Annotated in this window: 17 protein-coding genes; 9 read left to right on the top strand and 8 right to left on the bottom strand. The window is 74.7% G+C overall.

Going from position 1 to position 21,784, the window contains the following annotated elements; translation table 11 throughout:
- Window positions 1-93 precede the first annotated feature (93 nt).
- The 5 genes from ppk2 to KBZ10_RS28165 all read left to right on the top strand — a co-directional run bounded on the left by ppk2 (window position 94) and on the right by KBZ10_RS28165 (window position 6,143).
- Complete coding sequence (ppk2, locus tag KBZ10_RS28145; RefSeq protein ID WP_210990566.1) at window positions 94-984, top strand: polyphosphate kinase 2; 891 nt, start codon at window positions 94-96, stop codon at window positions 982-984.
- Window positions 985-1,307: 323 nt separating this feature from the next.
- Window positions 1,308-2,384, top strand: coding sequence for a type III polyketide synthase (locus tag KBZ10_RS28150; protein WP_210990567.1), 1,077 nt, complete (start codon window positions 1,308-1,310; stop codon window positions 2,382-2,384).
- Between the two features lie 110 nt (window positions 2,385-2,494).
- On the top strand, window positions 2,495-3,682 hold the full coding sequence (locus KBZ10_RS28155) for a cytochrome P450 (protein WP_247703119.1): 1,188 nt from the start codon (window positions 2,495-2,497) through the stop codon (window positions 3,680-3,682).
- Window positions 3,683-3,870: 188 nt separating this feature from the next.
- A complete protein-coding gene (locus KBZ10_RS28160; protein WP_210990568.1) occupies window positions 3,871-5,367 on the top strand; it encodes a nitroreductase family deazaflavin-dependent oxidoreductase in 1,497 nt (498 codons plus the stop codon).
- 113 nt (window positions 5,368-5,480) lie between these two features.
- Window positions 5,481-6,143: a VanZ family protein gene (locus KBZ10_RS28165; protein ID WP_307847653.1), complete on the top strand. Its 663-nt coding sequence runs from the start codon at window positions 5,481-5,483 to the stop codon at window positions 6,141-6,143.
- A gap of 90 nt (window positions 6,144-6,233) precedes the next feature.
- Here the strand turns inward: KBZ10_RS28165 and KBZ10_RS30415 are convergent, their stop codons facing one another.
- The 5 genes from KBZ10_RS30415 to KBZ10_RS28190 form a co-directional block, all read right to left on the bottom strand.
- Window positions 6,234-6,896: a DsrE family protein gene (locus KBZ10_RS30415; protein WP_210990569.1), complete on the bottom strand. Its 663-nt coding sequence runs from the start codon at window positions 6,894-6,896 to the stop codon at window positions 6,234-6,236.
- Window positions 6,897-7,084: 188 nt separating this feature from the next.
- Window positions 7,085-8,281: an ROK family transcriptional regulator gene (locus tag KBZ10_RS28175; protein ID WP_210990570.1), complete on the bottom strand. Its 1,197-nt coding sequence runs from the start codon at window positions 8,279-8,281 to the stop codon at window positions 7,085-7,087.
- A 13-nt stretch (window positions 8,282-8,294) separates the two neighbouring features.
- Window positions 8,295-9,566: a sugar ABC transporter permease gene (locus KBZ10_RS28180; RefSeq protein WP_210990571.1), complete on the bottom strand. Its 1,272-nt coding sequence runs from the start codon at window positions 9,564-9,566 to the stop codon at window positions 8,295-8,297.
- Window positions 9,563-10,339 (bottom strand): ATP-binding cassette domain-containing protein, encoded by a 777-nt coding sequence (locus KBZ10_RS28185; protein WP_210990572.1) that lies wholly within the window; start codon window positions 10,337-10,339, stop codon window positions 9,563-9,565. The genes KBZ10_RS28180 and KBZ10_RS28185 overlap by 4 nt, the downstream gene beginning before the upstream one ends.
- A 116-nt stretch (window positions 10,340-10,455) precedes the next feature.
- Complete coding sequence (locus KBZ10_RS28190; protein WP_210990573.1) at window positions 10,456-11,553, bottom strand: sugar ABC transporter substrate-binding protein; 1,098 nt, start codon at window positions 11,551-11,553, stop codon at window positions 10,456-10,458.
- Between the two features lie 371 nt (window positions 11,554-11,924).
- Here KBZ10_RS28190 and KBZ10_RS28195 point away from each other — a divergent pair, with 371 nt between their 5' ends.
- Together KBZ10_RS28195 and KBZ10_RS28200 are read left to right on the top strand one after the other, a co-directional pair.
- On the top strand, window positions 11,925-12,713 hold the full coding sequence (locus KBZ10_RS28195; protein WP_210990574.1) for a class I SAM-dependent methyltransferase: 789 nt from the start codon (window positions 11,925-11,927) through the stop codon (window positions 12,711-12,713).
- A gap of 106 nt (window positions 12,714-12,819) precedes the next feature.
- The gene (locus tag KBZ10_RS28200) at window positions 12,820-13,965 is read left to right on the top strand and encodes a glutathione-independent formaldehyde dehydrogenase (RefSeq protein ID WP_210990575.1); all 1,146 of its coding nucleotides are present in this window, start codon (window positions 12,820-12,822) and stop codon (window positions 13,963-13,965) included.
- Window positions 13,966-14,259: 294 nt separating this feature from the next.
- Here the strand turns inward: KBZ10_RS28200 and KBZ10_RS28205 are convergent, their stop codons facing one another.
- Complete coding sequence (locus KBZ10_RS28205; protein WP_210990576.1) at window positions 14,260-16,419, bottom strand: MMPL family transporter; 2,160 nt, start codon at window positions 16,417-16,419, stop codon at window positions 14,260-14,262.
- 247 nt (window positions 16,420-16,666) lie between these two features.
- Window positions 16,667-17,080, bottom strand: coding sequence for an OsmC family protein (locus KBZ10_RS28210; RefSeq protein ID WP_210990577.1), 414 nt, complete (start codon window positions 17,078-17,080; stop codon window positions 16,667-16,669).
- Window positions 17,081-17,461: 381 nt separating this feature from the next.
- On the opposite strand from KBZ10_RS28210, the gene KBZ10_RS28215 reads away from it, so the two are divergent.
- Both KBZ10_RS28215 and KBZ10_RS28220 read left to right on the top strand, forming a co-directional pair.
- Entirely contained in the window at window positions 17,462-18,319 is an 858-nt protein-coding gene (locus KBZ10_RS28215) for a universal stress protein (protein WP_210990578.1), read from the top strand.
- A 512-nt stretch (window positions 18,320-18,831) separates the two neighbouring features.
- Window positions 18,832-19,944: a CapA family protein gene (locus KBZ10_RS28220; RefSeq protein ID WP_210990579.1), complete on the top strand. Its 1,113-nt coding sequence runs from the start codon at window positions 18,832-18,834 to the stop codon at window positions 19,942-19,944.
- 291 nt (window positions 19,945-20,235) lie between these two features.
- Here KBZ10_RS28220 and KBZ10_RS28225 read toward each other — a convergent pair whose 3' ends face one another.
- Window positions 20,236-21,570, bottom strand: a complete 1,335-nt coding sequence (locus KBZ10_RS28225; RefSeq protein WP_210990580.1) for a BTAD domain-containing putative transcriptional regulator — start codon at window positions 21,568-21,570, stop codon at window positions 20,236-20,238.
- Between the last annotated feature and the right edge of the window lie 214 nt (window positions 21,571-21,784).

The following is a 21,784-nucleotide window of genomic DNA, read 5'->3' on the forward strand; positions in this document are numbered from 1 at the left end:
GGATGGACTCCACCCCGGCCGGTCCGGACGCGACGGCTGCTCACGGCCCACGGGCTCCCGCCGCCCCGCACCGCCCCACCCCCGGAGGACCAGATGCCCGACAAGCCCCGTGACCGGCGTCCGCCCGAGACCGGGCCCGGGGAGGCAGCCGGGAGCGCGGCCGGCGGCCGGTCCGCCCGGCTGCCCCGCCCGGTCTACGAGCGCGAACTGCTGCGCCTCCAGGAGCAGCTGGTCGTCCTGCAGGAGTGGGTGCGTGCGACGGGCGCCCGGCTCGTGGTCCTCTTCGAGGGCCGGGACGCGGCCGGGAAGGGCGGCGCCATCAAGCGCGTCACCGAGTATCTGAACCCCCGCGTGGCCCGGGTCGCCGCACTGCCCGCGCCCACCGAACGCGAGCGCACCCAGTGGTACTTCCAGCGCTATACGGAGCATCTGCCCGCCGCCGGGGAGCTGGTCCTCTTCGACCGCAGCTGGTACAACCGGGCCGGTGTCGAGCGGGTCATGGGCTTCTGCACCGAGGAGGAGCACGCACGCTTCCTGCGCCAGTGCCCCGTCTTCGAGCGACTGCTCATCGAGGACGGCATCCTGCTGCGCAAATACTGGTTCTCCGTCGGAGACGAGGAGCAGGAACGGCGCTTCCGCTCCCGCATGGCCGACCCGGCACGGCGGTGGAAACTGTCGCCGATGGACCTGGAGTCCCGCATCCGCTGGGAGGACTACTCACGGGCCAAGGACGAGATGTTCGCCCACACGGACCTTCCCGGCTCCCCGTGGTACGTCGTCGACGCGGACGACAAGCGACGGGCGCGCATCAACATGATCGCCCATCTGCTCTCCACCGTCCCGTACCACGAGGTGGAGCGGCCGGAGCTGATCCTGCCGCCCCGCCCGCCGTCCGCGGGCTACCGGCGGCCGCCCCGGGACACTCAGACCCATGTGCCCGATCACGCCGCCTCCCTGCCGGGAGCGGCGGGAAAGCGGCCGTGACGGCGCCGCCCGTGACGCCGCCCGCCCCGCCCGGGAACGGGTGGCGGCGCCCGGCGCGCAACGGCCGGGCCGGGGGGCACGCGATCCGGCGGTCCTGCGCCCTCCTGGCCGGCACCCGCGCCTGCGGTACGGGCCGGGCCGTGGCCCGGCCCGCCGGGGCGCCGGCCCACCCGCGGGGCCTTGCGCCGTACGGCGTCACGGAGGGCCCTCCGGAACCGATTCCATGCCGCCCATCCGGCATATTCGTGTTGAAAACGCACCGCGGGGAGGAAGGACAGTCGGCACATGCGCCGAACCCCGAGCCGGAGAGAAGAGCCCCCACCATGGCTACGCTGTGCAGACCCGCGGTGTCCGTGCCGGAGCACGTCATCACGCTGGAACAGACCCTGGACCTGGCGAGGTCGCGCCACGCGGACCACCCACGGCTCGGACTCGCCCTCCGGCTCATCGAGAACACCGGGGTGCGCAAGCGCCATCTGGTGCGCCCGATCGAGGAGACCCTGCGCCACCCCGGTTTCGAGGCGCGCAACGCCGTCTACGAGGCCGAGGCCAAGGCCCGGGTGCCGGCCGTCGTCCGGGCGGCGCTGCGCGACGGGGACGCGCGCGTCACCGACATCGACGCCATCGTCTTCGTCTCCTGCACCGGCTTCACCATGCCGTCGCTGACGGCCTGGCTGATCAACACGATGGGCTTCCGCGGCGACACCCGCCAGTTCCCCATCGCCCAGCTCGGCTGTGCGGCCGGCGGCGCCGCGGTCAACCTGGCGCACGACTTCTGCACCGCCCACCCCCGGGCCAACGCCCTCATCGTCGCCTGCGAGTTCTGCTCGCTCTGCTACCAGCCGGACGACATCGGGATCGGCAACCTGCTCTCCAACGGCCTGTTCGGTGACGGCATCGCCGCCGCCGTCGTACGCGGCCGGGGCGGCACCGGCATCACCCTGGAACGCAACGGCTCCTACCTCGTCCCCGGAACCGAGGACTGGATCGCCTACGACGTGCGCGCCACCGGATTCCACTTCAAGCTCGACAAACGCGTGCCGGGCACCATGGAACCCCTCGCCCCCGCCCTCCGCGAACTGGCCGCACACCACGGATGGGACGCCTCCGGCCTGGACTTCTACGTCATCCACGCCGGCGGCCCCCGCATCCTCGACGACCTCGGCAAGTTCCTCGACGTTCCCGCCGACGCCTTCCGCTTCAGCCGCGCCACGCTCACCGAGTACGGCAACATCGCCAGCGCCGTCGTCCTGGACGCCCTGCGCCGCCTCTTCGACGAGGGCGGCCTCCACGACTCCGCGCGCGGCGTGCTCGCCGGATTCGGGCCCGGCATCACCGCGGAGATGTCCCTCGGCCGCTGGACCTCCGCCGCCCGCACCCTCGTCGGGGAGGCCGCGTGACCACCGGCGAGACCGCCACGGCCGGCACGGACACCGGCGCGGACACCGGCGCGACCGGGACCGACGGGGCGCCCGCTCCCGCCGCCCCGGCTCCCGCCGGCGCCGCAGCCCTGCCTCCCGTCCGCGCATGGCCCGCCGCGGACCTCTCCGGCACGGACTTCGACCCGGTGATGGCCGAACTCATGCGCGAGGGTCCGGTCACCCGGATCAGTCTGCCCCACGGCACGGGGTGGGCCTGGCTCGTGACCCGCCACCGCGACGTCAGAGCCGTCACCAACGACCCCCGCTTCAGCCGCAGAGCCGTCCTCGACCGCGACGTCACCCGGCTGGCCCCGCACTTCATCCCGGCCCGGGACGGGATCGGCTTCCTGGACCCGCCGGACCACACCGCGCTGCGCCGCGCGGTCGCCCCCGCCTTCACCGCCCGGGGTGTGGCACGGCTGCGCGCACGGGCCCAGGAGATCCTCGACGACCTCGTCGGCACCCTGCTCCACGAGGGCCCGCCCGCCGACTTCGCCGAGCGGCTGCTGGCACCGTTCCCGCTCGCCGTCGTCTGCGAACTCATGGGGGTCCCCGCCGCGGACCGCCCCAGGATGAACGAACTGACCGCGCTCATCCTCTCCGGAACCCACGGAGCCGGGCACAGCGAGCGGGCCAAACACGAGATGGGCGGCTACTTCACCCGGCTGCTGCGGGAGCGTGCCGCGCCGGGCGGCGAGGACGTCACCGGGCTGCTCGGCGCCGCCGTCGCGGACGGCCGGGTCACCGAGAGCCAGGCCACCGGATTCGCGCAGCTCCTCCAGATCGGCGGCGAGGCCGTCACCAAGAACGGCGGCCACATGCTCTATCTCCTGCTCACCCGCCCGGACCTCGCGGACCGGCTGCGCGCCGAACCCGGGCTGCGCCCCGCGGCCATCGAGGAGATGCTGCGTTACATCCCGCACCGCAACGCCGTCGGGCTCGCCCGCATCGCGCTGGAGGACGTCACCGTCGCCGGCGTCCGCATCCGGGCGGGAGACCCGGTGTACGTGTCGTACGTCGCCGCCAACCGCGACCCGGAGGTCTTCCCCGAACCCGACCGGCTCGACATCGACCGCGCCGGTGCCCCGCACGTCGCGTTCGGACACGGGCCGCACTACTGCCCCGGCGGTCTGCTCGCCGCCATGGAGGCCGAACTCCTCGTCGGCGCCTGGCTGGACCGCTTCCCCCGGCTGCGGTTCGCCGTCCCCGCGGACCGGCTCCGCTGGCAGCGCGGCGCGCTGATCCGCGCCGCCGAATCCCTCCCCGTCACCTGGTGACCGCCTGTCACCGGACGTCGGGCGCCGCCGCCGCGCCGCCACGGGCCCGGAAGACCCGGCACGGTGCCGGGGCTCCTCACATCGCCCGGCCCGGAGGCGACCGCCTCCCGGCCGGGCGGGACAGACGACGGGGCGCCCCCCGCGCGCGGACGCCCGGCCGCACCATTCGCCGACCGAGGGACACCACCATGGACATCCCCACCCGCCCCGCCGATCCCGTCGTCGGCGCCCTGCTGCGCTCACGGTTCCACCGGCCGCTGAGCCGCTCCCTGCTGCTGCTCACCTACCTGGGCCGGCGGACCGGCCGGGCCCGCACCCTCCCGGTGATGTACGCGCGGTCCGGCGGCGACCTGTACGTCCTCGTCGGCCGCGCGGACCACAAGACCTGGTGGCGCAACCTGCGCCCGGCGGCCCCCGTCCGGCTGCTCCTCGCCGGGCGGACGACCGACGCCACGGCCGAGGTGCTGGACAGCGCGGCCGCCCCCGGGGAGACCGCCGCCGCCCTGCGCGCCTACCGCCGGAGACACCCCCGGGTCCGGCTCTCCGGCGAACGGGTGGTCATGGTCCGGCTCCGGCCGCGCCGCACCCCCGCGCGGCCGGAGCCGGGCGAGCCGGTCAACCGGCGGATCGTGGTCTCCCGGTACGGCGGACCGGAGATGATGCGCCTCACCGAGGAGGCCGTCCCCCGGCCCGGGCCCGGGGAGATCCGCGTCGCCGTCACGGCCGCGGAGGTCAACTTCACCGACCTCCTGCTCCGCGAGGGCGTGTACTCGGGCGGCCCGAAGCCGCCCTTCACCCCCGGCTACGTCCTCGCCGGCGTCGTCGACGCCCTCGGCCCGGGAACCGAGGGGTGGAAGCCCGGACAGCGGGTCGCGGCGATGACCGTCCACGGCGCGTACACCGACTACGTCTGCCTGCCCGCCCGCGCCGCAGTGCCCGTACCGCCCGGTGTGGACCCGCTCCGGGCGGTCTCCGTGGTCTTCACCTACGCCACGGCCCATCAACTGCTGCACCGCGCGGCCGGGGTGCGCGCCGGGGCGCGCGTGCTGTACCAGGGCGCCGCGGGGGCGGTCGGCACCGCAGTCCTCCAACTCGGCCAGTTGTACGGCCTGGAGATGTACGGCACCGCATCCGGGGACGGACTGGCCCGCGTGGCCGCACTGGGCGCCACGGCCATCGACTACACCGCGGAGAACGTCGCAAGGCGGGTGCGCGAGGAGACCCGGGGCGGGGCGGACGTCGTCCTGGACGGCATCGGCGGCCGCACGGCCTGGAGCTCCTACCGGGCGCTGCGCCCCGGCGGGCGGCTGGTCCTGTTCGGCTACTCGGCCGCCCTGTCCCACGGCCGGCGCAGCCCTCTGCGCACCCTCGGCTTCTTCCCCGCCACCGCGCCGGTCCTGCTGGCCGGCGCCCTGCCCGGGGGCAGGAAGGTCTCCACGTACCGCATCGCCGTGCTCCGCGACCGGCACCCCGACTGGTACCGCGAGGACGTCCGGACGCTGTTCGGCCTCCTCGCCCGGGGCGGGATCAGCCCGGCCTCGCCCGGCACCCTGCCGCTCGAACAGGCCGCCCTCGCCCACGAACGCATCGGCTCCGGCACGGCCGGCGCGGGCAAGCAGGTACTGCTCTGCCGGGCCGCGGCCGGCCGGGATCCGGGCGGTGCTCCGGGCGCGCCCGTCCCATGACGGGCCGGATGCCGGCGGGGCCCCGCCGGGACCGCGGCACGGCACGTCCGCATGTGCTCCTTGACTCCGGGTAACCGGTGCGCACGAAGCAGGACGACCCTGGGGGTGGCACCGTGGTACGCGTACCGTTCGGCAAGGCACCGACGACAGACCGGAAGAACGGCAAGGCCGGAGCGGGCGCGGCCGGGCGGAGCGCGAGCACGGCGCGGCGGAGCACCCGGGGCGGAGCCACAAGGCGGGCCGGGGCGGGCGGGGGCGGCGGCTCCGCCCCGGGGGACCGGCGCTCCGGGCCCAGCGGATTCTTCCGGGTGATCGTGATGCTCGCGGCCTTCGCCGGGATGGTGGCGTTCGCCGTCGTCCTGGCGCGGCTCACGCTCGAACCCTCCGCCGCCTCCGAGGAGCTGATCTACAGCAACCTGCGCCCCGGGGACTCCATCCGCAACTACCTCGAACAGCCCGCCTTCCAGGACACCGTCAAGCAGATCGGCGGGAACATCCTGCTCGGCGTGCCCTTCGGCCTCCTGCTCCCCGTGCTGCTGCCCAGGACCCGGGGACTCCTCCGCGTCGCGCTGGTCACCGCCCTGGTCATGGTGCTGGTGGAACTCCTCCAGGGCTCGCTCGTCCGCGGCCGCGCCTTCGACATCGACGACGTCATCCTCAACACCACCGGGGCCCTGCTCGGCTACCTCCTCCTCGGCCGGCGGCTGGGGCGCGCGGTGCACCCCCGGCGGCACCACTGGTGGCACCGCTGGATCGGCGGGCCCGCGCGCACCTGACGGTGCGTCCGCCCTGCTCCGCGACCGTACCGCCGGCAGACCGTTGCCCGAGGGCACGGGCGCTCACGGAAGTCACAGGAGTCACGGGAGTCACGGGAAGAGCTGCACGCCCGGCGCCTGCATCTCCTCCACGAACGTGGGATACGCGGCGACGGTCATGTCGTCGAAGAGAAGATCCTCCTCCCGCACCCCGAAGTGCTCCATCGAGGGTCCGCAGACGTAGAACCGGGCGCCCAGTTCCTGTAGCTGGCCGAGTTTCCGGTGCGGGGACGGATGCCCGGCGCGAGCCAGACCGCGGCGCGCGAACACGCTGAACGGCGCCCGGTGCACTCCCGAGAGCCGCGCCGTGAAGCCGCGGGCCGGGACGCGCGCCGCCGGGCCCTGGAAGTAGAGCGCGACCCTGCTGCCGCCCAGCGCCGCGCCGAGCGCGAACCCGAGCGGGGAGAGCAGCTCCTCCAGCCCCGCCCGGGAAACGACGAACGCCCAGCCCGGCCGGGGACGCGGCCGCCCGGCCCTGCGGATCCGGCAGCAGCGCTCCCGCGCTCCCTCCTCGGTGACCGCCACCAGCTCGTGGCCGGTCGTCCGGCACCAGGCGCGGATGTCGCTGTCCACCGCCGGCAGCCGCCCCGTCCGCACCGACACCTCGGCGCCGGGCTCCAGCCCGCGCAGCCGCGTCACCACGCCGTAGAGGATCGCGGTGGAGACGGAGTACCCGCGGCCGTCGATCTCGGCGCGGCTCAGCTGCTGGGTCACCGGTTCGTCCGTTTGTCGTTGAGCGGCCCGGGAGAGCCGGATGGGGCAGGCCGCCGCGTCGTCCGGTGCGGTGCGGTGCGCGCGGTGCCAGGCAAACACGGCGGGGCGGGCGCCGCCATCCGGGGCGGCGGCGGGGTGACCGCCGCCTGCGTGACGTGCCCGTGCCGCGGGGTCGCTGCCCGAGTCCCCTACCGCGCCCGGTGGTTGACAGGGTCGGCGAAGAGGTGGGTGAAGGCCAGTTCCGCGGCGCCCACCAGGACCGTGTCGTTGCCGAGCCGGCAGACGCGGAACCGGACGTTCTCCCGGGCGGCGGCCAGCGTGTGGGTGTTGATGCTGCTGCGGATGTGGGCCGCGGCGCCGAGGTAGATGTCCGGCAGAGTCCCGCCGAAGATGACGGCGGCGGGGTTGTAGAGGTTGACGAGGTTGGCGATGCCGATGGCGAGCCAGTCGCCGATGGTGTGGAGCGCGGACCGGGCGGTGATGTCGCCGCGGTCGGCGGCCTCGATGACGGCCCGCACCGCCTGCCGGCCGGTGGTGGCCGGGACGTGTCCGGCCGCGTCGAGGAGGGCGTTCTGCCCGGCCTCGGCCTCCAGGCAGCCGCGGGCACCGCAGCTGCAGCGTCTGCCGTCCCGCGGATTGACGATCATGTGGCCGGCCTCGCCGCCGTACCCGCCGCTCCCGCGCAGCAGCCGGCCCCCGGTGATGACGCCGCCGCCGATGCCGATGTCGCCGTGCAGGTAGATGAGATCGTCCAGGCCCGTGCCGGCGCCGCGGAGGTGTTCGGCCAGGGCGCCGAGGTTGGACTCGTTGTCCAGCAGCACCGGCAGGCCGAGGCCGAGCCGGCCGGTGAGGTCCCCGCCGAAGTCCTCGTCCGTCCACCCGATGTTGGGGGCGGAACGGACGAGGCCGTCGGGGTGGCGCACCATGCCCCGCACGGCCGCGCCGGCGCCCACGCACACGGCGTCCGCGGGCGCGGCGGCCATCATCTGCTTCGCGTGCCCGGCGAGGATGCCGGCCGCTTCGCCCGGGTGCATGCCGATCCTCGGGTAGGTGGTCTCACGGCGGTCGAGGAAGGCGCCGCCCAGCCCGATGCGGGCGACGGCGAGGTAGTCGACGCCCACATCGAAGGCCAGCACGTACACCCGGGCGCTCTCCGGCTTGACGACCAGGGAGGGCCGGCCCGCCCGCCCGGTCTCGCGGGGCAGTTCCTCACGCACCAGACCGGCCGAGGTCAGCTCGCTGACCAGGGCCAGAATGGTGCTGCGGTTGAGTCCCATGCGCTCGGCGAGGGCTGCGCGGGAGGCCGGCCCGCCGAGGTGGATGTGGCGGAGCAGACTGCTGAGGTTCTGCCGGCGGACCTCCTCCTGCGAGGGACCGGCTTTCATCCGTGCTCCGACTTCATCGCTGAACGGCCCGGCGGCGGGACACCGCGTCCACACCGGCGGCGATCAGCAGGACGGAGCCGGTGACAGCGTACTTGACGCCCGAGCTGTACCCCATCAGGCCCATGCCGTTCTGGATGACGGCGACGACCATGCCGCCGAGCACCGCGTCGACCACCCGGCCGCGGCCCCCGAAGAGGCTGGTGCCGCCGATCACCGCGGCGCCCACCGCCAGCAGCAGGACGTTGCTGCCGCCGGTGTTGGGGTCCACCGAGTTGCCGCGGGAGGCGGCGATGATGCCGCCGACCGCCGCCAGGGTCGAGCAGATGACGAAGGCGGAGACCCGGATCGCGGAGACGTTGATCCCGGCCCGCCGGGCGGCCTCGGGGTTGCCGCCGACGGCGTAGATGTGCAGGCCGTAGGAGGTCCGCCGGAGCACGAACGTGCCGATGACGACGAGCACGGCGATGAGCGGCACCACGATCGGCACGCCCTTGAGCGAGTCGACCAGGACATTGCGGCTGCGCTCCTGGTTGAGCAGGTGGACGGCGACACCGCCGAGGACGGCGAGGGAGCCGATCCGGACCGCGAGCAGCGAGGGCGGGGCGAAGGTGAGACCGCGCCTGCGGCGGTTCGCCGCCTGCCGCAGCTGGACGGCGGCGAACGCCCCGACGCCGGCGGCCAGCAGGGCCCAGCCGAGGGCCGGGGGGAGGTTGTCGTTGGCGATGGCCAGGATCGTCCTGTCGTGGATCGAGATGTTGGTGCCCTCCTTGAGCAGCATCAGCACGATGCCCTGGAAGGCGAGGAAGGCGGCCAGCGTGACGACGAAGGAGGGTATGCCGATCCGCGCCACCAGCAGCCCCAGCACCAGGCCGATCAGGACGCCGGTGAGCACGGCCGCGAGGACGGCCCCGTACCAGGGCCAGCCCAGGTCGGTGAGGAGGATGGCCAGCACGGCGGCGCAGACACCGCTGGCGAAGCCGGCCGACAGGTCGATCTCGCCGAGGAGGAGGACGAAGACGAGGCCCATGGCGATGGCGATGCTGCCGGCGCCCTGGGTCAGGAGGTTGGCGAAGTTGAGGTTGGAGAGGAAGACCGGCCGCAGGATCGCGAAGACCAGGCAGAGCACGACCAGGCCGAGTACGGCCGGGAAGGCGCCCAGTTCGCCGCCGCGCAGCCGGCCCGCGTAGTCGCGGACGGTGGTGCGCAGGCCGGGGGCGTCGGCCGGCGGCTGCTTGACGGGTTGCTGCTGGGGCTGCGGCGGGTCCTGGTGGACGGCGGTGGTCATGCGGTGGCTCCGTTGGTGGTGGCGAGGCCCAGATCCCCGCTGCGTCCGGCGGTGATCAGTTCCACGACCTGCGCGTGGGTGACGTCGGTGGTCCTGACCTGGGCGGCCATCCGGCCCAGGTAGAGGGCCGCGATGCGGTCGGAGACGGCGAAGACGTCGTTGAGGTTGTGCGAGATGAGGACGACGGTGAGGCCGTTGTCGGCCAGTCGCCGGACGAGCTCCAGGACCTGGGCGGTCTGGGCGACGCCGAGCGCGGCGGTCGGCTCGTCCAGGATGACGACCTTGCTGTTCCACAGCACGGCCTTGGCGATGGCCACGGTCTGCCGCTGGCCGCCGGAGAGGCTGGCGACCCGCTGCCGCACCGACTTGACGGTCCGTACGGACAAACCGGCGAGCGTCTCGGCCGCCATCTCCTCCATCGTGGCCTCGTCCAGGATGAGCCCGCTGCGCTTCTCCCGGCCCAGGAACATGTTCTGGACGATGTCGAGGTTGTCGCAGAGCGCCAGGTCCTGGTAGACGATCTCGACGCCGAGGGCGGCGGCGTCCCGCGGGCTGTGCATCTGCACCGGCCGGCCCTCGAAGAGGTACTCGCCGGCGTCGAACGCATGGATGCCGCCGATGCACTTGACCAGGGTGGACTTGCCGGCGCCGTTGTCGCCGACGAGCGCGGTCACTTCTCCCGGGTGCGCGGTGAAGTCCACGTTGTGCAGGACCTGCACCGGGCCGAAGCTCTTGTCGATCCCGCGCAGTTCCAGGATCGGGGTGGCGGTCATGGGGGGAGGGCTCCTTGGTGTCGGGGGCCGCGGGCCCCGCGGCGGGACGGACGGGGGCGGACCGGCCGGACGGGCCGGGCGGGCCGCCCCGTCCGTCCCACCGGACGGGGACGGGGTTACTTGATGCCGGCCTCGGCGCAGAGGTCGGCGTACTTCTTGGTGCAGAGCTCGGCCTTGGCCACGTAGCCGTCGTCCACGACGTCCTTGACGTTGTCCTTGTAGATGGCCACCGGGGTCTCCAGCACGGCCGGCACGTCCCGCTTGCCCTCGGGGTCGCGGACGGTCGCGTTGGTCTCGGCCTTCTCGCCCTTGGCCAGGGAGATCGCCAGCTCGGCGGTGGCGTCGGCCTCCTTCTTGATGGCCTTGTAGACCGTCATGCACTGGTCGCCGGCGAGGATGTTCTGCAGGCCCTGGACGGTGGCGTCCTGGCCGGTCACCGGGACCTTGCCGTTGCGGTTCTGCTTGCGCAGGATGGCGATGGCCGCGTTGCCGAGGCCGTCGTTGGCGGCCAGGACCCCGTCGATCCCCGGCTCCTTGGTGAGCATCTGCTCGAAGATGGTGCCGGCCTGCGCGTTGTCCCAGTCCGGGACGGACTGGTTGGGACCCTTGACGTACTCGCCCGACGCGTACTTCGGGTTGAGGACGCCGTCGTAGCCCTCGGCGAACAGCTTGGCGTTGTTGTCGGTCGGGGAGCCGTTGAGCTCCGCGACCATCGGCTTCTCCGCCTTCTTCTCGGCCAGGCACTTCCCCAGGCCCTCGCCCTGGAGCCGGCCGACCTCCACGTTGTCGAAGCTGACGTAGTACTGGGCGGAGCCGCCGAGGGTGAGCCGGTCGTAGTCGATGGTGGCGACGCCCTGCGACTTGGCCTTGTCCAGGACGGCCTTGCCGGTGCCGCTGTCGAGGTTGACGATGACCAGGACACCGACCCCACTGGTGATCATCTGGTCGGCGATGGTCTGGAAGGCCTGCTTGTCGCCCTGCGCGTTCTGGATGTCGTAGTCCACCCCGGCCTTCTTGAAGGCCGCGGCCAGGTACTTCCGGTCCGCGGTCTCCCAGCGGTCGGACGACTTGCTGTCCGGGAGGATCACGCCGATCTTCGGCTTCTTGCCGTCGGATCCGGCGGCACCGTCCGAGGAGGAGTTGTCGCCGCAGGCGGTCAGGGTGGAGGCGAGCAGGGTCGCCGAGGCGACGGTGAGGAGGAGTCCCTTGCGCATGGGCAGGGTCCTTTCTGCGGGTGCGACGGGACGACCGTCCGCACGGTGTTCTACGGGATCCTTACGGGATGAGAAGCGCGCTCTCGACCGGTTCGCGGATGTTGGTGTGGAACACCCGACTGAATGTTGTGAGCGGGAACTTATGGCCACCGCCCGGCGGTGCGCCAGCCCCCGGACGGGAGAATTTGTTGGGCGCTATAACAATCAGATGACGCGGCCGTGACGGGGCGCCCGCCGGGGCGCGGACGGCGCGCGCCGTGCTCCCGAAGCGCCCGCGTGCGCGTCCGGTGGCCGGGCCCCGCCCCGGCCACCGGGGCGGCACGGGGCGGCACGGGGCGGCACGGGGCGGGCCGTTCGTTACCGTGGCCGTCATGTCCTCCGACCGGGGCCCGACCCTCCGCGAACTCGCCGTCCAGGCCCTCTCCTCCGTCGAGCGCGGCTATGACCTGCTCGCGCCCAAGTTCGACCGGACGCCCTACCGCACCCCCGGCCGCGTGCTCGACGCGGTGACCGCCGCGCTCCGGCCGCTGGGGCCCTTCGGCACCGGGCTCGACCTCGGCTGCGGCACCGGGGCCGGCCTGGGCGTGCTGCGCCGGGTGTGCCGGGAGCGGGTGGTCGGCGCCGACTTCAGCGCCGGCATGCTCGCCGTCGCCCGGTCCGCCGTGCCCACAGTCCCGGGCGGCCCGGCCGTGGACCTGGTGCGGGCCGACGTCCGGCGGCTGCCCTTCGCGGAAGCCTTCGACCTGGCCGTCGGCTTCGGCGCCTTCGGGCACTTCCTGCCGGAGGAACGGCCCGCGCTCTTCGCCGGGGTGCACGCGGCGCTGCGGCCGGGCGGGGTGTTCGCCTTCCCGCTGCCGGCCCCGCCCCCGGTCGGCTCGCGGCCCTACTGGGCGCTGTGGGGCTTCGACGCCGCGATGCGCGTCCGCAACGCGCTCTGGCGGCCCCCCTTTGTCATGTACTACCGCACCTTCCGCCTCGCCGACGTGCGGCGGGAGCTCACCGGAGCCGGGTTCGAGGTCGGCACGGCGCCCCTGGAGGGCCTCGGCCGGCGGCCGGACGGCAGCCCCCGCTGCCGTCTCGTCGTGGCCCGGCGGTGCCGACCCGGTGAGGCGGCCCGGCCGGGCCGCGCGGAGGGGACAACGCGGGACCGGCGGGTGTGAATCCGGCGGACCGGGGAACTCCGTCGGAATTGCGGCCCAGGGGAGCGGCGATCCCGTGCCGGCGGGGCGCGGGAGTGCCCCGGTGCCGCGCGACGAGGAGGACCCCGTGAGAGCCGTTGTGTATCAGGAGCCGTACAGCGTGGCGGTGGAGGACGTCGAGGACCCCCGGATCGAGGACCCCACCGATGTGGTCATCAAGGTGACCACCTCGGCGATCTGCGGCTCCGACCTCCACATGTACGAGGGCCGCACCGGAGCCGAGCCCGGCATCGTCTTCGGCCACGAGAACATGGGCGTCGTGCAGGAGACCGGGCCCGGTGTCGCCGGGATCCGCGAGGGCGACCGGGTCGTCCTGCCGTTCAACGTGGCCTGCGGCTTCTGCAAGAACTGCCTGGCCGGCAACACCGGCTTCTGCCTGACCGTCAACGAGGGCTTCGCCGGCGGGGCGTACGGCTATGTGTCGATGGGCCCCTACCGCGGCGGGCAGGCCGAGTACCTGCGGGTGCCCTTCGCCGACTTCAACTGCCTGAAACTGCCGCCCGGCGACGAACACGAGGACGACTTCGCGCTGCTCGCCGACATCTTCCCCACCGGCTACCACGCCACCGAGCTGGCCCGGGTGTCACCGGGGGAGTCGGTCTGCGTGTTCGGCGCCGGACCGGTCGGCCTCATGGCGGCGTACTCCGCGCTGCTCCGCGGCGCCTCCCGGGTCTTCGTCGTCGACCGGCAGCCGGACCGGCTCCGGCTCGCCGAGCGGATCGGAGCGATCCCGGTCGACTTCGGCCAGGGCGACGCGGCCGAGCAGATCAAGGAGCAGACCGGGGGAGAGGGCACCGACAAGGGCATCGACGCCGTCGGTTACCAGGCGACCGCGCGGGAGGGCGAGGAGCAGCCCGCCATCGTCCTCAACACCCTGGTTGAGGCCGTCCGGCCGACCGGGATGCTGGGGGTCGTGGGCCTCTACGTCCCCGAGGACCCGGGCGGCCCGAGCGAGCACGCGCAGAAGGGCGAACTGCTCTTCCGCATCGGCCGGTTCTTCGAGAAGGGCCTGCGGATGGGCACCGGCCAGGCCAATGTCAAGGCGTACAACCGGCACCTGCGGGATCTCATCGTCGCCGGCCGGGCCGAGCCCGGCTTCGTCGTCTCCCACCGCCTGCCGCTGGAGGACGCCCCGGACGCCTACCGGCGCTTCGACCGGCGGGAGGACGGCTGGACCAAGGTGCTGCTGAAGCCGGGACAGGCCGCCGCCTGAGGCGGCCCGGCAGAACCGGAGCGCACCGGCGCAGCGGAGGCACCGCCGACACCGGCGGTGCCTCCGCTGCGCGGGCCCGTCCGGGCGGCCGCGCCCGTCCGCGCGCCACCCGCACCCGAGGGTCCGCCACCCGGCTCTTCGCTCTCGCTCCCGGCCGCGATCACGAACACAGCGGACTGCCGAGGGAGCCGGTCGGCCCGGACACCAGGGCCCTCCCGCCCCGGTGCGCGCCGCATCCGCCCGAGTCCGACCGCCCGCCCGCCCGAGTCCGACCGCGTACGCGGGCGGACGGGATCAGTCGTGGGCGAAGCGGACGTCGGGCAGGATCCGCCGCAGCCAGGCGGGGGACCACCAGGCGGCCCTGCCGGTCAGCCGCAGCAGCACCGGCAGCAGCACCAGCCGCACGAGTACGGCGTCCAGCAGGACGGCGATGCCGAGGATGATGCCCATTTCCTTGGGGGGAAGGGGTTTCGCGAGGGCGAAGGTGAAGAAGACGGCCACCATGACGCCCGCGGCGGCGAAGATCACTCGACCCGAGTGCGCCATCGATCCGACCATCGCGTCGCGCGGATCACCGCTCCGCTCGAAGTGCTCCTTGGCGGAGGAGAGCAGGAAGACGGTGTAGTCCATGGCGATCGCGAAGATCATGGCGAAGAAGAACACCGGAGCCCAGGCGTCCAGGAAACCCTGCGAGGTGAAGCCCAGCAGATCGTCGCCCCAGCCCTCCTGGAAGATCAGCCGGGCGGCCCCGAACGCGGCTCCGGTCGACAGCAGGCTGGCCAGGGTGCCCAGCGCCGAGATCAGCGGCGCCTGCAGGGCCAGCAGGAGCAGGGCGAACCCGAGCACCAGGACGACACCGATGACCAGCGGAGCCTTGTCGCTGAGCAGCTTCTGCAGATCCAGGTTCTCCGCGGCGGCGCCGCCCACCAGCGCCTCCTCCGGCAGCGTGGCGCGCAGGTAGTCGAGTGTCCCGCCCAGGGCCGGGTCCGAGGGTCCCACCTCCGGCACGGCCTGGATCATCGACAGCCCCGAGCCGTCCGGGGCGGGCTGGGCGGGCATGACGGCCGCGAGGCCGGGGGCCCGCTCCAGCACGGCCGCGGTGTCGTTGGCCCGGACGCTCGGAGTGATCACCTGAAGGGTGCCGGGCGCCCCGGGACCGAACGCCTCGCTCACGGCCGCGTAACCGGCCCGCGCCGAGGTGTCCTCGTCCACCACGGTGATGGACGGCATCGCGGTGCGCAGCCCGAACACCGGGACGGACAGCGCCACGAGGACGGCCAGCGACGCCGCGCCGTACAGCAGCGGACGGCGCCACAGGCGCTCCCCCCAGGCGGCGAACACGGGCGAACGGTGCTCGCCCGCCCGCACCCACGGCAGCGCCACGGCGTTCACCCGGTGGCCGAGTTTGCCCAGGACGGCCGGGAGCAGGGTCAGGGTGGCGGCGAGCACGAAGAGCACCGCGAGCATGATGCCCCCGGCCATGGACCGGAACGCCGGGGCGGGCACCAGCATGACGGCGGACAGGCTGATCACGACGGTGATCCCGGACAGCAGCACGGCCTTGCCCGCGGTGTCCATGGTCTCGGTGACGGCCCGCACGGAGGTGTCCGCCCGGCTCAGGGCACCCCGGAAGCGCATCACCAGGAACAGGGCGTAGTCGATGCCCAGCGCGAGGGCGAACATCATCGCGAAGTTCATCGCCCAGACGGAGATCGGCGTCAGCTCGTTGAGCAGGACCAGGCAGCCTGCCGAGGCGACCAGCCCGGCCAGGGTCAGCAGCAGCGGCAGCCCGGCGGCGACCAGCGAGCCGAAGGCCAGCACCATGACGGCGAGCGTCACCGGCCAGGACAGCACCTCCGCGCGGATCATCGCGTCGTGGTTGGCCTCGTTGAAGTCGCTCCACAGCACCGAGGAACCGGTCGCGTGCACGGTGATGCCGTTGCGCGACAGATCCTCCAGGGGCTCCTTGAGGTCGTCGGCGGCCCGCACCATGTCGTTGGGATCCGCGCCGGCGCCGCCGAGCACGATGGCGGTGCGTCCGTCGGGGCTGACGGTGGCCCCGGGCTGCGGCGGGATCACCTCGGAGATGCGGTCGTCGGCCTCCAGTTCCCGGGTGACCTCGGCGATGACCCGCCGTACGGAGGGGGCCGTGACCTGCCGGTCGGCGGAGACCACCACCTGCAGGGCGGATGAGGCGTTACCGCCGAAGTGCCGCTGGGCGAGCTCGCGGACCCGGACCGACTCGGAGCCGTTCGCCTGCCAGCCGGCGCCCGAGAGGGCCGAGTTGACCTGGGGTGCGAAGACGCCGAGCACGGCCACGACCACCAGCCAGATGAGGAAGACCAGCTTGGCGTGGCCGGCGGCCCAGGCACCCAGGCGGCCCAGCGGCCCCGGCCCGTGGGCGACGCCGGTGCCCGGCGGCATGGGCCCGGCGTTCGGTGGCAGGGAGCTCATGTTCTCGTCCTCCGTACCCCGGGCGGGCGGTGTTCCCGCGGGATGACGTCCGGTCCTGCAGCGATGAAGGGGACCACCTCTGCCTACCAGCGTGCGGACGCGGGCTCCTCCGCACGGACACCTGAGGGGCACGCCGTCCGGCCGAACAGCCGAACGCGCGTGCACGGACGGCCGGAAGGCGGCGACCGGGGGCGGGGACCGGCGGCCGGCACTCCCCGGACCGGCGGGTGCCGCTCAGCCGCCGCTCTCAGCCACCGCTGACGCGGACGTTCGCCGCCAGCGGGCAGAAGCGGATCGCCTCGTCGATCAGGGTCGACCGGGCGTTCCCCTCCAGCCCGGGCAGTTCGATGGTCAGTTCCGCCGCGAGGGAGTAGCGCAGGGCTCCGTCGTGCTCCAGGGACACCTCGGCGGCGACGCTGCTGCCGGCGGTGTCCGCGCCGCGGACCCCGGCCGCCAGTTCGAGGGCCTGGTGCATGCACGTCGCCACGGCTGCCGCGTACAACTGCTCGGGGCTCCAGCCGGAACGTTCGTCGAGCCCACCGGGGGCCGTGGGGTTCACCACGGGCAGTGTCCGGCCGCCGTCCCCGCTCACACGGACCTCCGTCACCCCCGGCCGCGACTCGGCCGACGTGGTGTACAGCGTGCGCTGCTGCGTCGTCATGTCTGGCTCCTTCCGCCGGATGGCCTCCCTCCAGTCTCAGACGGTCCGGGCCACCCGGCGACCGCAGTCGGCAGCACCCCGCTGACCAGGAAGGACGGCGGCCGTGGGGCGTCACCGGGGACGGCCCCCCACGATCGGCCGGCGGCCGACCCGCGCCACGGCCGGCCGGGCCGGCGGGCACGGCGCATCCGGCCGTACACCGAATTGCCGCCCCTCCCCGCCGGCCGCACAGTGGGAACCGGGAGCCACCGACGGCCGTCACGGCGCCGTGGCGCGGCGGTCCTGCGCGCGACCGGCGCGGCGGCGGCACCGCCCCCGCGCCGGGCAGCGCCCGGGCCGCCGGTCCTCCCCGTGCCGGACCCCCCGCCGAGGAGAGAGACAGTGCTGCATCCGGTTGTCGCGGGGGTCGACGGATCCCCGCAGAGCATGACCGCCGCGGAGTGGGCGGCCCGCGAGGCGGGGCTCCGCGGCCGGCCGCTGCGGATCCTCTGCGCGCGGGAGGCGCTGCCGCGCGAAGCGGAGGCCGCCCTCGGCCCGCAGGAGGAGTACCGCTGGGCGGAGGAGCGGCTGCTGCGTCTCGAGCGGCGCGTCCGCGAGCGCCATCCGGATCTGCCGGTGGACGTCCGGCGGGAGCCGGACTCGCCGGTGCAGAGCCTCCTCGACCAGGACGCCGAGCTGCTGGTCCTGGGATCCCGGGGGCTGACCGGCATGGTGGGGCACCTCATGGGCTCGGTGAGCCTGGCCGTCGTCGGCCGCTCCGAGCGTCCCGTGGTACTCGTCCGGGCCGGCTACGACCCCGGAGCGCCGGAGCACGGCGTCGTCGCCGTCGGGTTCGACTACCACCACGAGGCGGAGGAGCCGGTCCGGTTCGCCTACGAGGCCGCCGCGGCCCGGGGCGCCCGGGTCAGGGCCGTCCACGTCTGGGACGCCCAGCGGGCCTACGGCTGGGCCACGATCCCGCAGGACATGGAGGTGCTCGACGCGTACGAGGGCCCGGCGAGACGGTACCTCGCGGACGCGGTCGCCCCGTGGCGGGAGAGGTATCCGGAGGTCGAGACGGTCGAGGAGGTGGTCCGCGGCAATGCCGGCCCCGGCCTCATCGCCGCCGGCGCGGGCACGGACCTGCTGGTCGCCGGCCACCGCGTGCGCGGAAAGGGCCGCGCCTCACCGCTCGGCCACGTCACCCACGCGGTGCTGCACCACGCGCCCTGCCCCGTCGCGGTCGTCCCCCACGGCTGAGCCGCGCCCGCGGACGCCCGGGGAGCGGACCGCCGCCCCGCGGGCACCGCTGCTCCCGCCGCCCCCGGCCCGGCGGCAGCGGGCACAGGACACCGGGGGCACAGGGGGCACAAGCGGGCCGGGGACCTCCCCAGGTGCCCGGCCCGCTTGCCGTACCCGGCCCGGACCATGGGCCCGGGCCCCGTCCCGGCGTCCGGCCTGTCGGGCCGGGCACCGGAAGCCTCCGTGTGCGGCCGGCCGTCCCCTCCGGGGTGCCGCCGCACCGCACCGAATCGACCGAACCGCACCGAACCGCGCCGGCGCCGGACCCTGGCCCGCGCCGGACGGCCGGGATGGACGATACCGGAGCGCCCCCGGCGGCCGTCCGCCCCCTCGGGGCTGCTCACCGCCCGGCCGGACCCGGGCCGGGCCGCACCGGCCTCCGCGGCCTCCGCCGCCTCCCTGATCCCCGCGTTCCCGCCCCGGGCTCGTCCGGACGGGCCCGCCCGGCGGCGCGGCACTAGCCTGGGGACATGGCCAGGGAACCGGTCACCCTCCTCCTCACCGGCGATGTCATGCTCGGCCGCGGCGTCGACCAGATCCTCCCCGGCGCCGGAGACCCCGCGCTGCGGGAGACGTACACGCGGGACGCCCGCGTCTACGTCGGGCTGGCGGAGGCGGCGAACGGCCCGGTGCCCCGTCCGGTGCCGTACTCCTGGCCCTGGGGCGAGGCCCTGCGCGTGGCCGAGGAGGCCGCGCCCGACGTCCGCGTGATCAATCTGGAGACGAGTGTCACCCGGAGCGGTGCCTTCGCCCCCGGCAAGGAGATCCACTACCGGATGAGTCCGGACAACCTCCCGGCGCTGGCGGCGGCCCGCCCGGACGTCTGCGTGCTGGCCAACAACCACGTCCTGGACTTCGGCCGCCCCGGTCTGGAGGAGACCCTCGGCACCCTGTCCGGTGCCGGGCTCCGCACGGCCGGCGCCGGACACGACGCGGGCTCCGCCTGGCGCCCCGCCGTGGTGCCGCTCGCCGGGGGCGGCCGTGTCCTGGTGCTCGCCGTCGCCATGCCGTCCAGCGGCGTGCCGCTCGACTGGGCCGCGACGGAGGACCGGGCCGGGGTCGCCGTGGTGAGCGAGCCCTCCGGGGCCGCCGCCCGGGCGATCACCACCCGGCTCCGGCGGGTGAGACGCCCGGGCGACATCGCCGTCGTCTCGGTCCACTGGGGCTCCAACTGGGGCTACGGCATCGCCCGGCGGCAGATCCGCTTCGCCCACGCGCTCGTCGACGGCGGGGCGGACGTGGTCCACGGCCACTCCTCGCACCACCCCCGCCCCCTGGGCACGTACCGGGGCAAGCTCGTTCTGTACGGCTGCGGAGACCTCGTCGACGACTACGAGGGCATCACCGGCTACGAGCGCTACCGGGACGATCTGCGGCTGCTGTACCTCGCCCGGCTGGATCCGGACACCGGCCGGCTGACCGGGCTGCGGATGGTGCCCCTGCAGGCGCGGCGCATGACGCTGCGGCCCGCGTCGCGCGAGGACGGCGCGTGGCTGCGGACCGTGCTGGACCGGGCGAGTCGCGACCTCGGCACCCGGCTGGACCCGGCGCCGGACGGGGCACTCACCCTGCGCGTCGCGTGAACCGGCTCCCCGTGCCCACGAGGCGTCCGGACTTCCGCCCCGGCGCGAACGGCTCCTCGCGGCCCTGGTTTCCCGGCTCGCGTCGCACCGGCGCGGGGCCCGCGGGGCGCCCGGGCCGTCCGTCACGGACGGCCCGGGCGCGATCCCCGCGGTACCGCCGCGGGCTCGTCCGGACGGGCCCGCCCGGCGGCGCGGCACGCGCCCGGGCCGTTCGTCACGGACGACCGGCCGCGTCGTGCCGGGCCCCGGCACACGGCCGCAGCGCCGGCGGACGTCCGCCGTACGGCGCGCTCACTCCGGCCGGTGGCCGCCGCAGGTGCCCAGGCTGCACCAGCGGCGCTGCCCGCTCCGGTCGAGGAACAGCCAGCCGCAGTCCGGCCCGGGACAGGCACGCACCGTCAACCGCCGCGGATCCGCGAGGAGTTCGGCCGCGCTGCGGGCGACCGCGAGGAGGGGCAGCCGCAGACCGGCGGCGGGGGAGAGGCGCCAGAGTCCGATTCCGTCCTCGCCGCGCACGAACTCCGCCAGTCCGGCGGCCTCTTCCGCCACGGCCGCCACCGCCCGGAAGGCCCGCGCATCCCCGGGGCCGGTGAGGCAGGCGTACAGGTCCGTCCGGAACGCCCGGGCCTCCGCCAGCACGGCCGCGGCCTCCTCCGGCCGCTGCCGGGACCGCCCGGTCAGCCGGGTGACGACATGATCGTCCACCAGGTCCAGGTGCCCGGCCCAGACGGCGAGCGTGCCGTAGCCGCGCAGCCACTCCGAGCCGGGCCGCGGCGGACGGGCCCAGCCGGCGTAGGTGTTGCAGAACTCCAGGGCCGGATGGCCGCTGGTGTGCCACGGCAGCCACTCCCCGCGGACCCGGACGGCGTGGACGGGCGCCGGCGGCCGGTCCAGCCCGGGATCGCCGCGCAGGATGCGCTCCTGCAGCCGGCGAAGCCCGCCGCCCGGCTCGACGCCGAACCGCTCGGCCAGGGCGCCGCGGGTACCCCGGTACAGTTCCAGCGCCTCGGCCTGCCGGCCGCTGCGGTACAGCGCCGTCATCCGCCGGGCGACGAGCAGTTCCCGTTCCGGGTGGTCGCGGGCCGGCGCGGCCAGATCCGCGGCCACCCGCTCGTGGAGCCCCATGGCGAGCTGCGTCCCGGCCCGCTGCTCCAGCGCGGTGAGCCGCAGTTCCTCCAGTTCGCCGCCGAGCCGGTCGCGGAGCCGGTCACCGGCGGCGCCGGCGAGCAGCGGGCCCCGCCACAGGCCGAGGGCCCGGTCGTGGAGCCGGACGCGCTCGGCGGGTTCGGCCGCGGCGGCCGCCTCCCGCACGAGGCGGGTGAACTCCTCCGCGTCGGTCACCGCCCCGGCGGGATCGAGGGCGTAGCCGTCGTGCCGGGTGTCGATCCGCGGCCCGTACGGCCGGAGAGCGGCCCGCAGCCGGCCGATGTAGGTGTGGACGGTGCCGCGGGCCGAGGCCGGGGCGGCACCGTCCCAGAGCAGGTCGATGAGGCGGTCGGTGGTGACGGCACGCCCCGGGCACAGCAGCAGGACCGCCGGCAGGCAGCGCTCCTGGCGGCGGGTGCTCCGGAGGACCGGCTGTCCCCGGTGACGGGCGTTGAAGGCGCCGAGCAGCATGAACTCCATGACCGGCCGACCCTAGCCGGTGGTGGCGGCATCGGCGTCACGGGAAGCGGGGCGCGGGCGGCGGGCTGCGGGGCCGGTGCGGCGGGGCGGGACGGGGCGGGGCGGGGCAGGGCGGGCGGTACCCGGCGCCGGGCCGCCGGCCCCCGGTGGTGAGAGTGTGGTGAGCGGCCGGGGGGACGCTGGCGGCCGAGACCTTCCCACCTGCCCCCTTCCC

Origin of the sequence: Streptomyces sp. F63 (genome assembly GCF_018070345.1) — a bacterium.
In the GTDB taxonomy this organism is placed as follows: domain Bacteria; phylum Actinomycetota; class Actinomycetes; order Streptomycetales; family Streptomycetaceae; genus Streptomyces.

Excerpts from the sequence above, each read along its gene's own strand:
- KBZ10_RS28150 (WP_210990567.1), top strand. The coding sequence starts at position 1,308 with ATGGCTACGCTGTGCAGACCCGCGGTGTCCGTGCCGGAGCACGTCATC.
- KBZ10_RS28185 (WP_210990572.1), bottom strand. The coding sequence starts at position 10,339 with ATGACCGCCACCCCGATCCTGGAACTGCGCGGGATCGACAAGAGCTTC.
- KBZ10_RS28195 (WP_210990574.1), top strand. The coding sequence starts at position 11,925 with ATGTCCTCCGACCGGGGCCCGACCCTCCGCGAACTCGCCGTCCAGGCC.
- KBZ10_RS28225 (WP_210990580.1), bottom strand. The coding sequence starts at position 21,570 with ATGGAGTTCATGCTGCTCGGCGCCTTCAACGCCCGTCACCGGGGACAG.
- KBZ10_RS28175 (WP_210990570.1), bottom strand. The coding sequence starts at position 8,281 with ATGAAAGCCGGTCCCTCGCAGGAGGAGGTCCGCCGGCAGAACCTCAGC.
- ppk2 (WP_210990566.1), top strand. The coding sequence starts at position 94 with ATGCCCGACAAGCCCCGTGACCGGCGTCCGCCCGAGACCGGGCCCGGG.
- KBZ10_RS28220 (WP_210990579.1), top strand. The coding sequence starts at position 18,832 with ATGGCCAGGGAACCGGTCACCCTCCTCCTCACCGGCGATGTCATGCTC.
- KBZ10_RS28205 (WP_210990576.1), bottom strand. The coding sequence starts at position 16,419 with ATGAGCTCCCTGCCACCGAACGCCGGGCCCATGCCGCCGGGCACCGGC.
- KBZ10_RS28160 (WP_210990568.1), top strand. The coding sequence starts at position 3,871 with ATGGACATCCCCACCCGCCCCGCCGATCCCGTCGTCGGCGCCCTGCTG.
- KBZ10_RS28210 (WP_210990577.1), bottom strand. The coding sequence starts at position 17,080 with ATGACGACGCAGCAGCGCACGCTGTACACCACGTCGGCCGAGTCGCGG.
- KBZ10_RS28190 (WP_210990573.1), bottom strand. The coding sequence starts at position 11,553 with ATGCGCAAGGGACTCCTCCTCACCGTCGCCTCGGCGACCCTGCTCGCC.
- KBZ10_RS28180 (WP_210990571.1), bottom strand. The coding sequence starts at position 9,566 with ATGACCACCGCCGTCCACCAGGACCCGCCGCAGCCCCAGCAGCAACCC.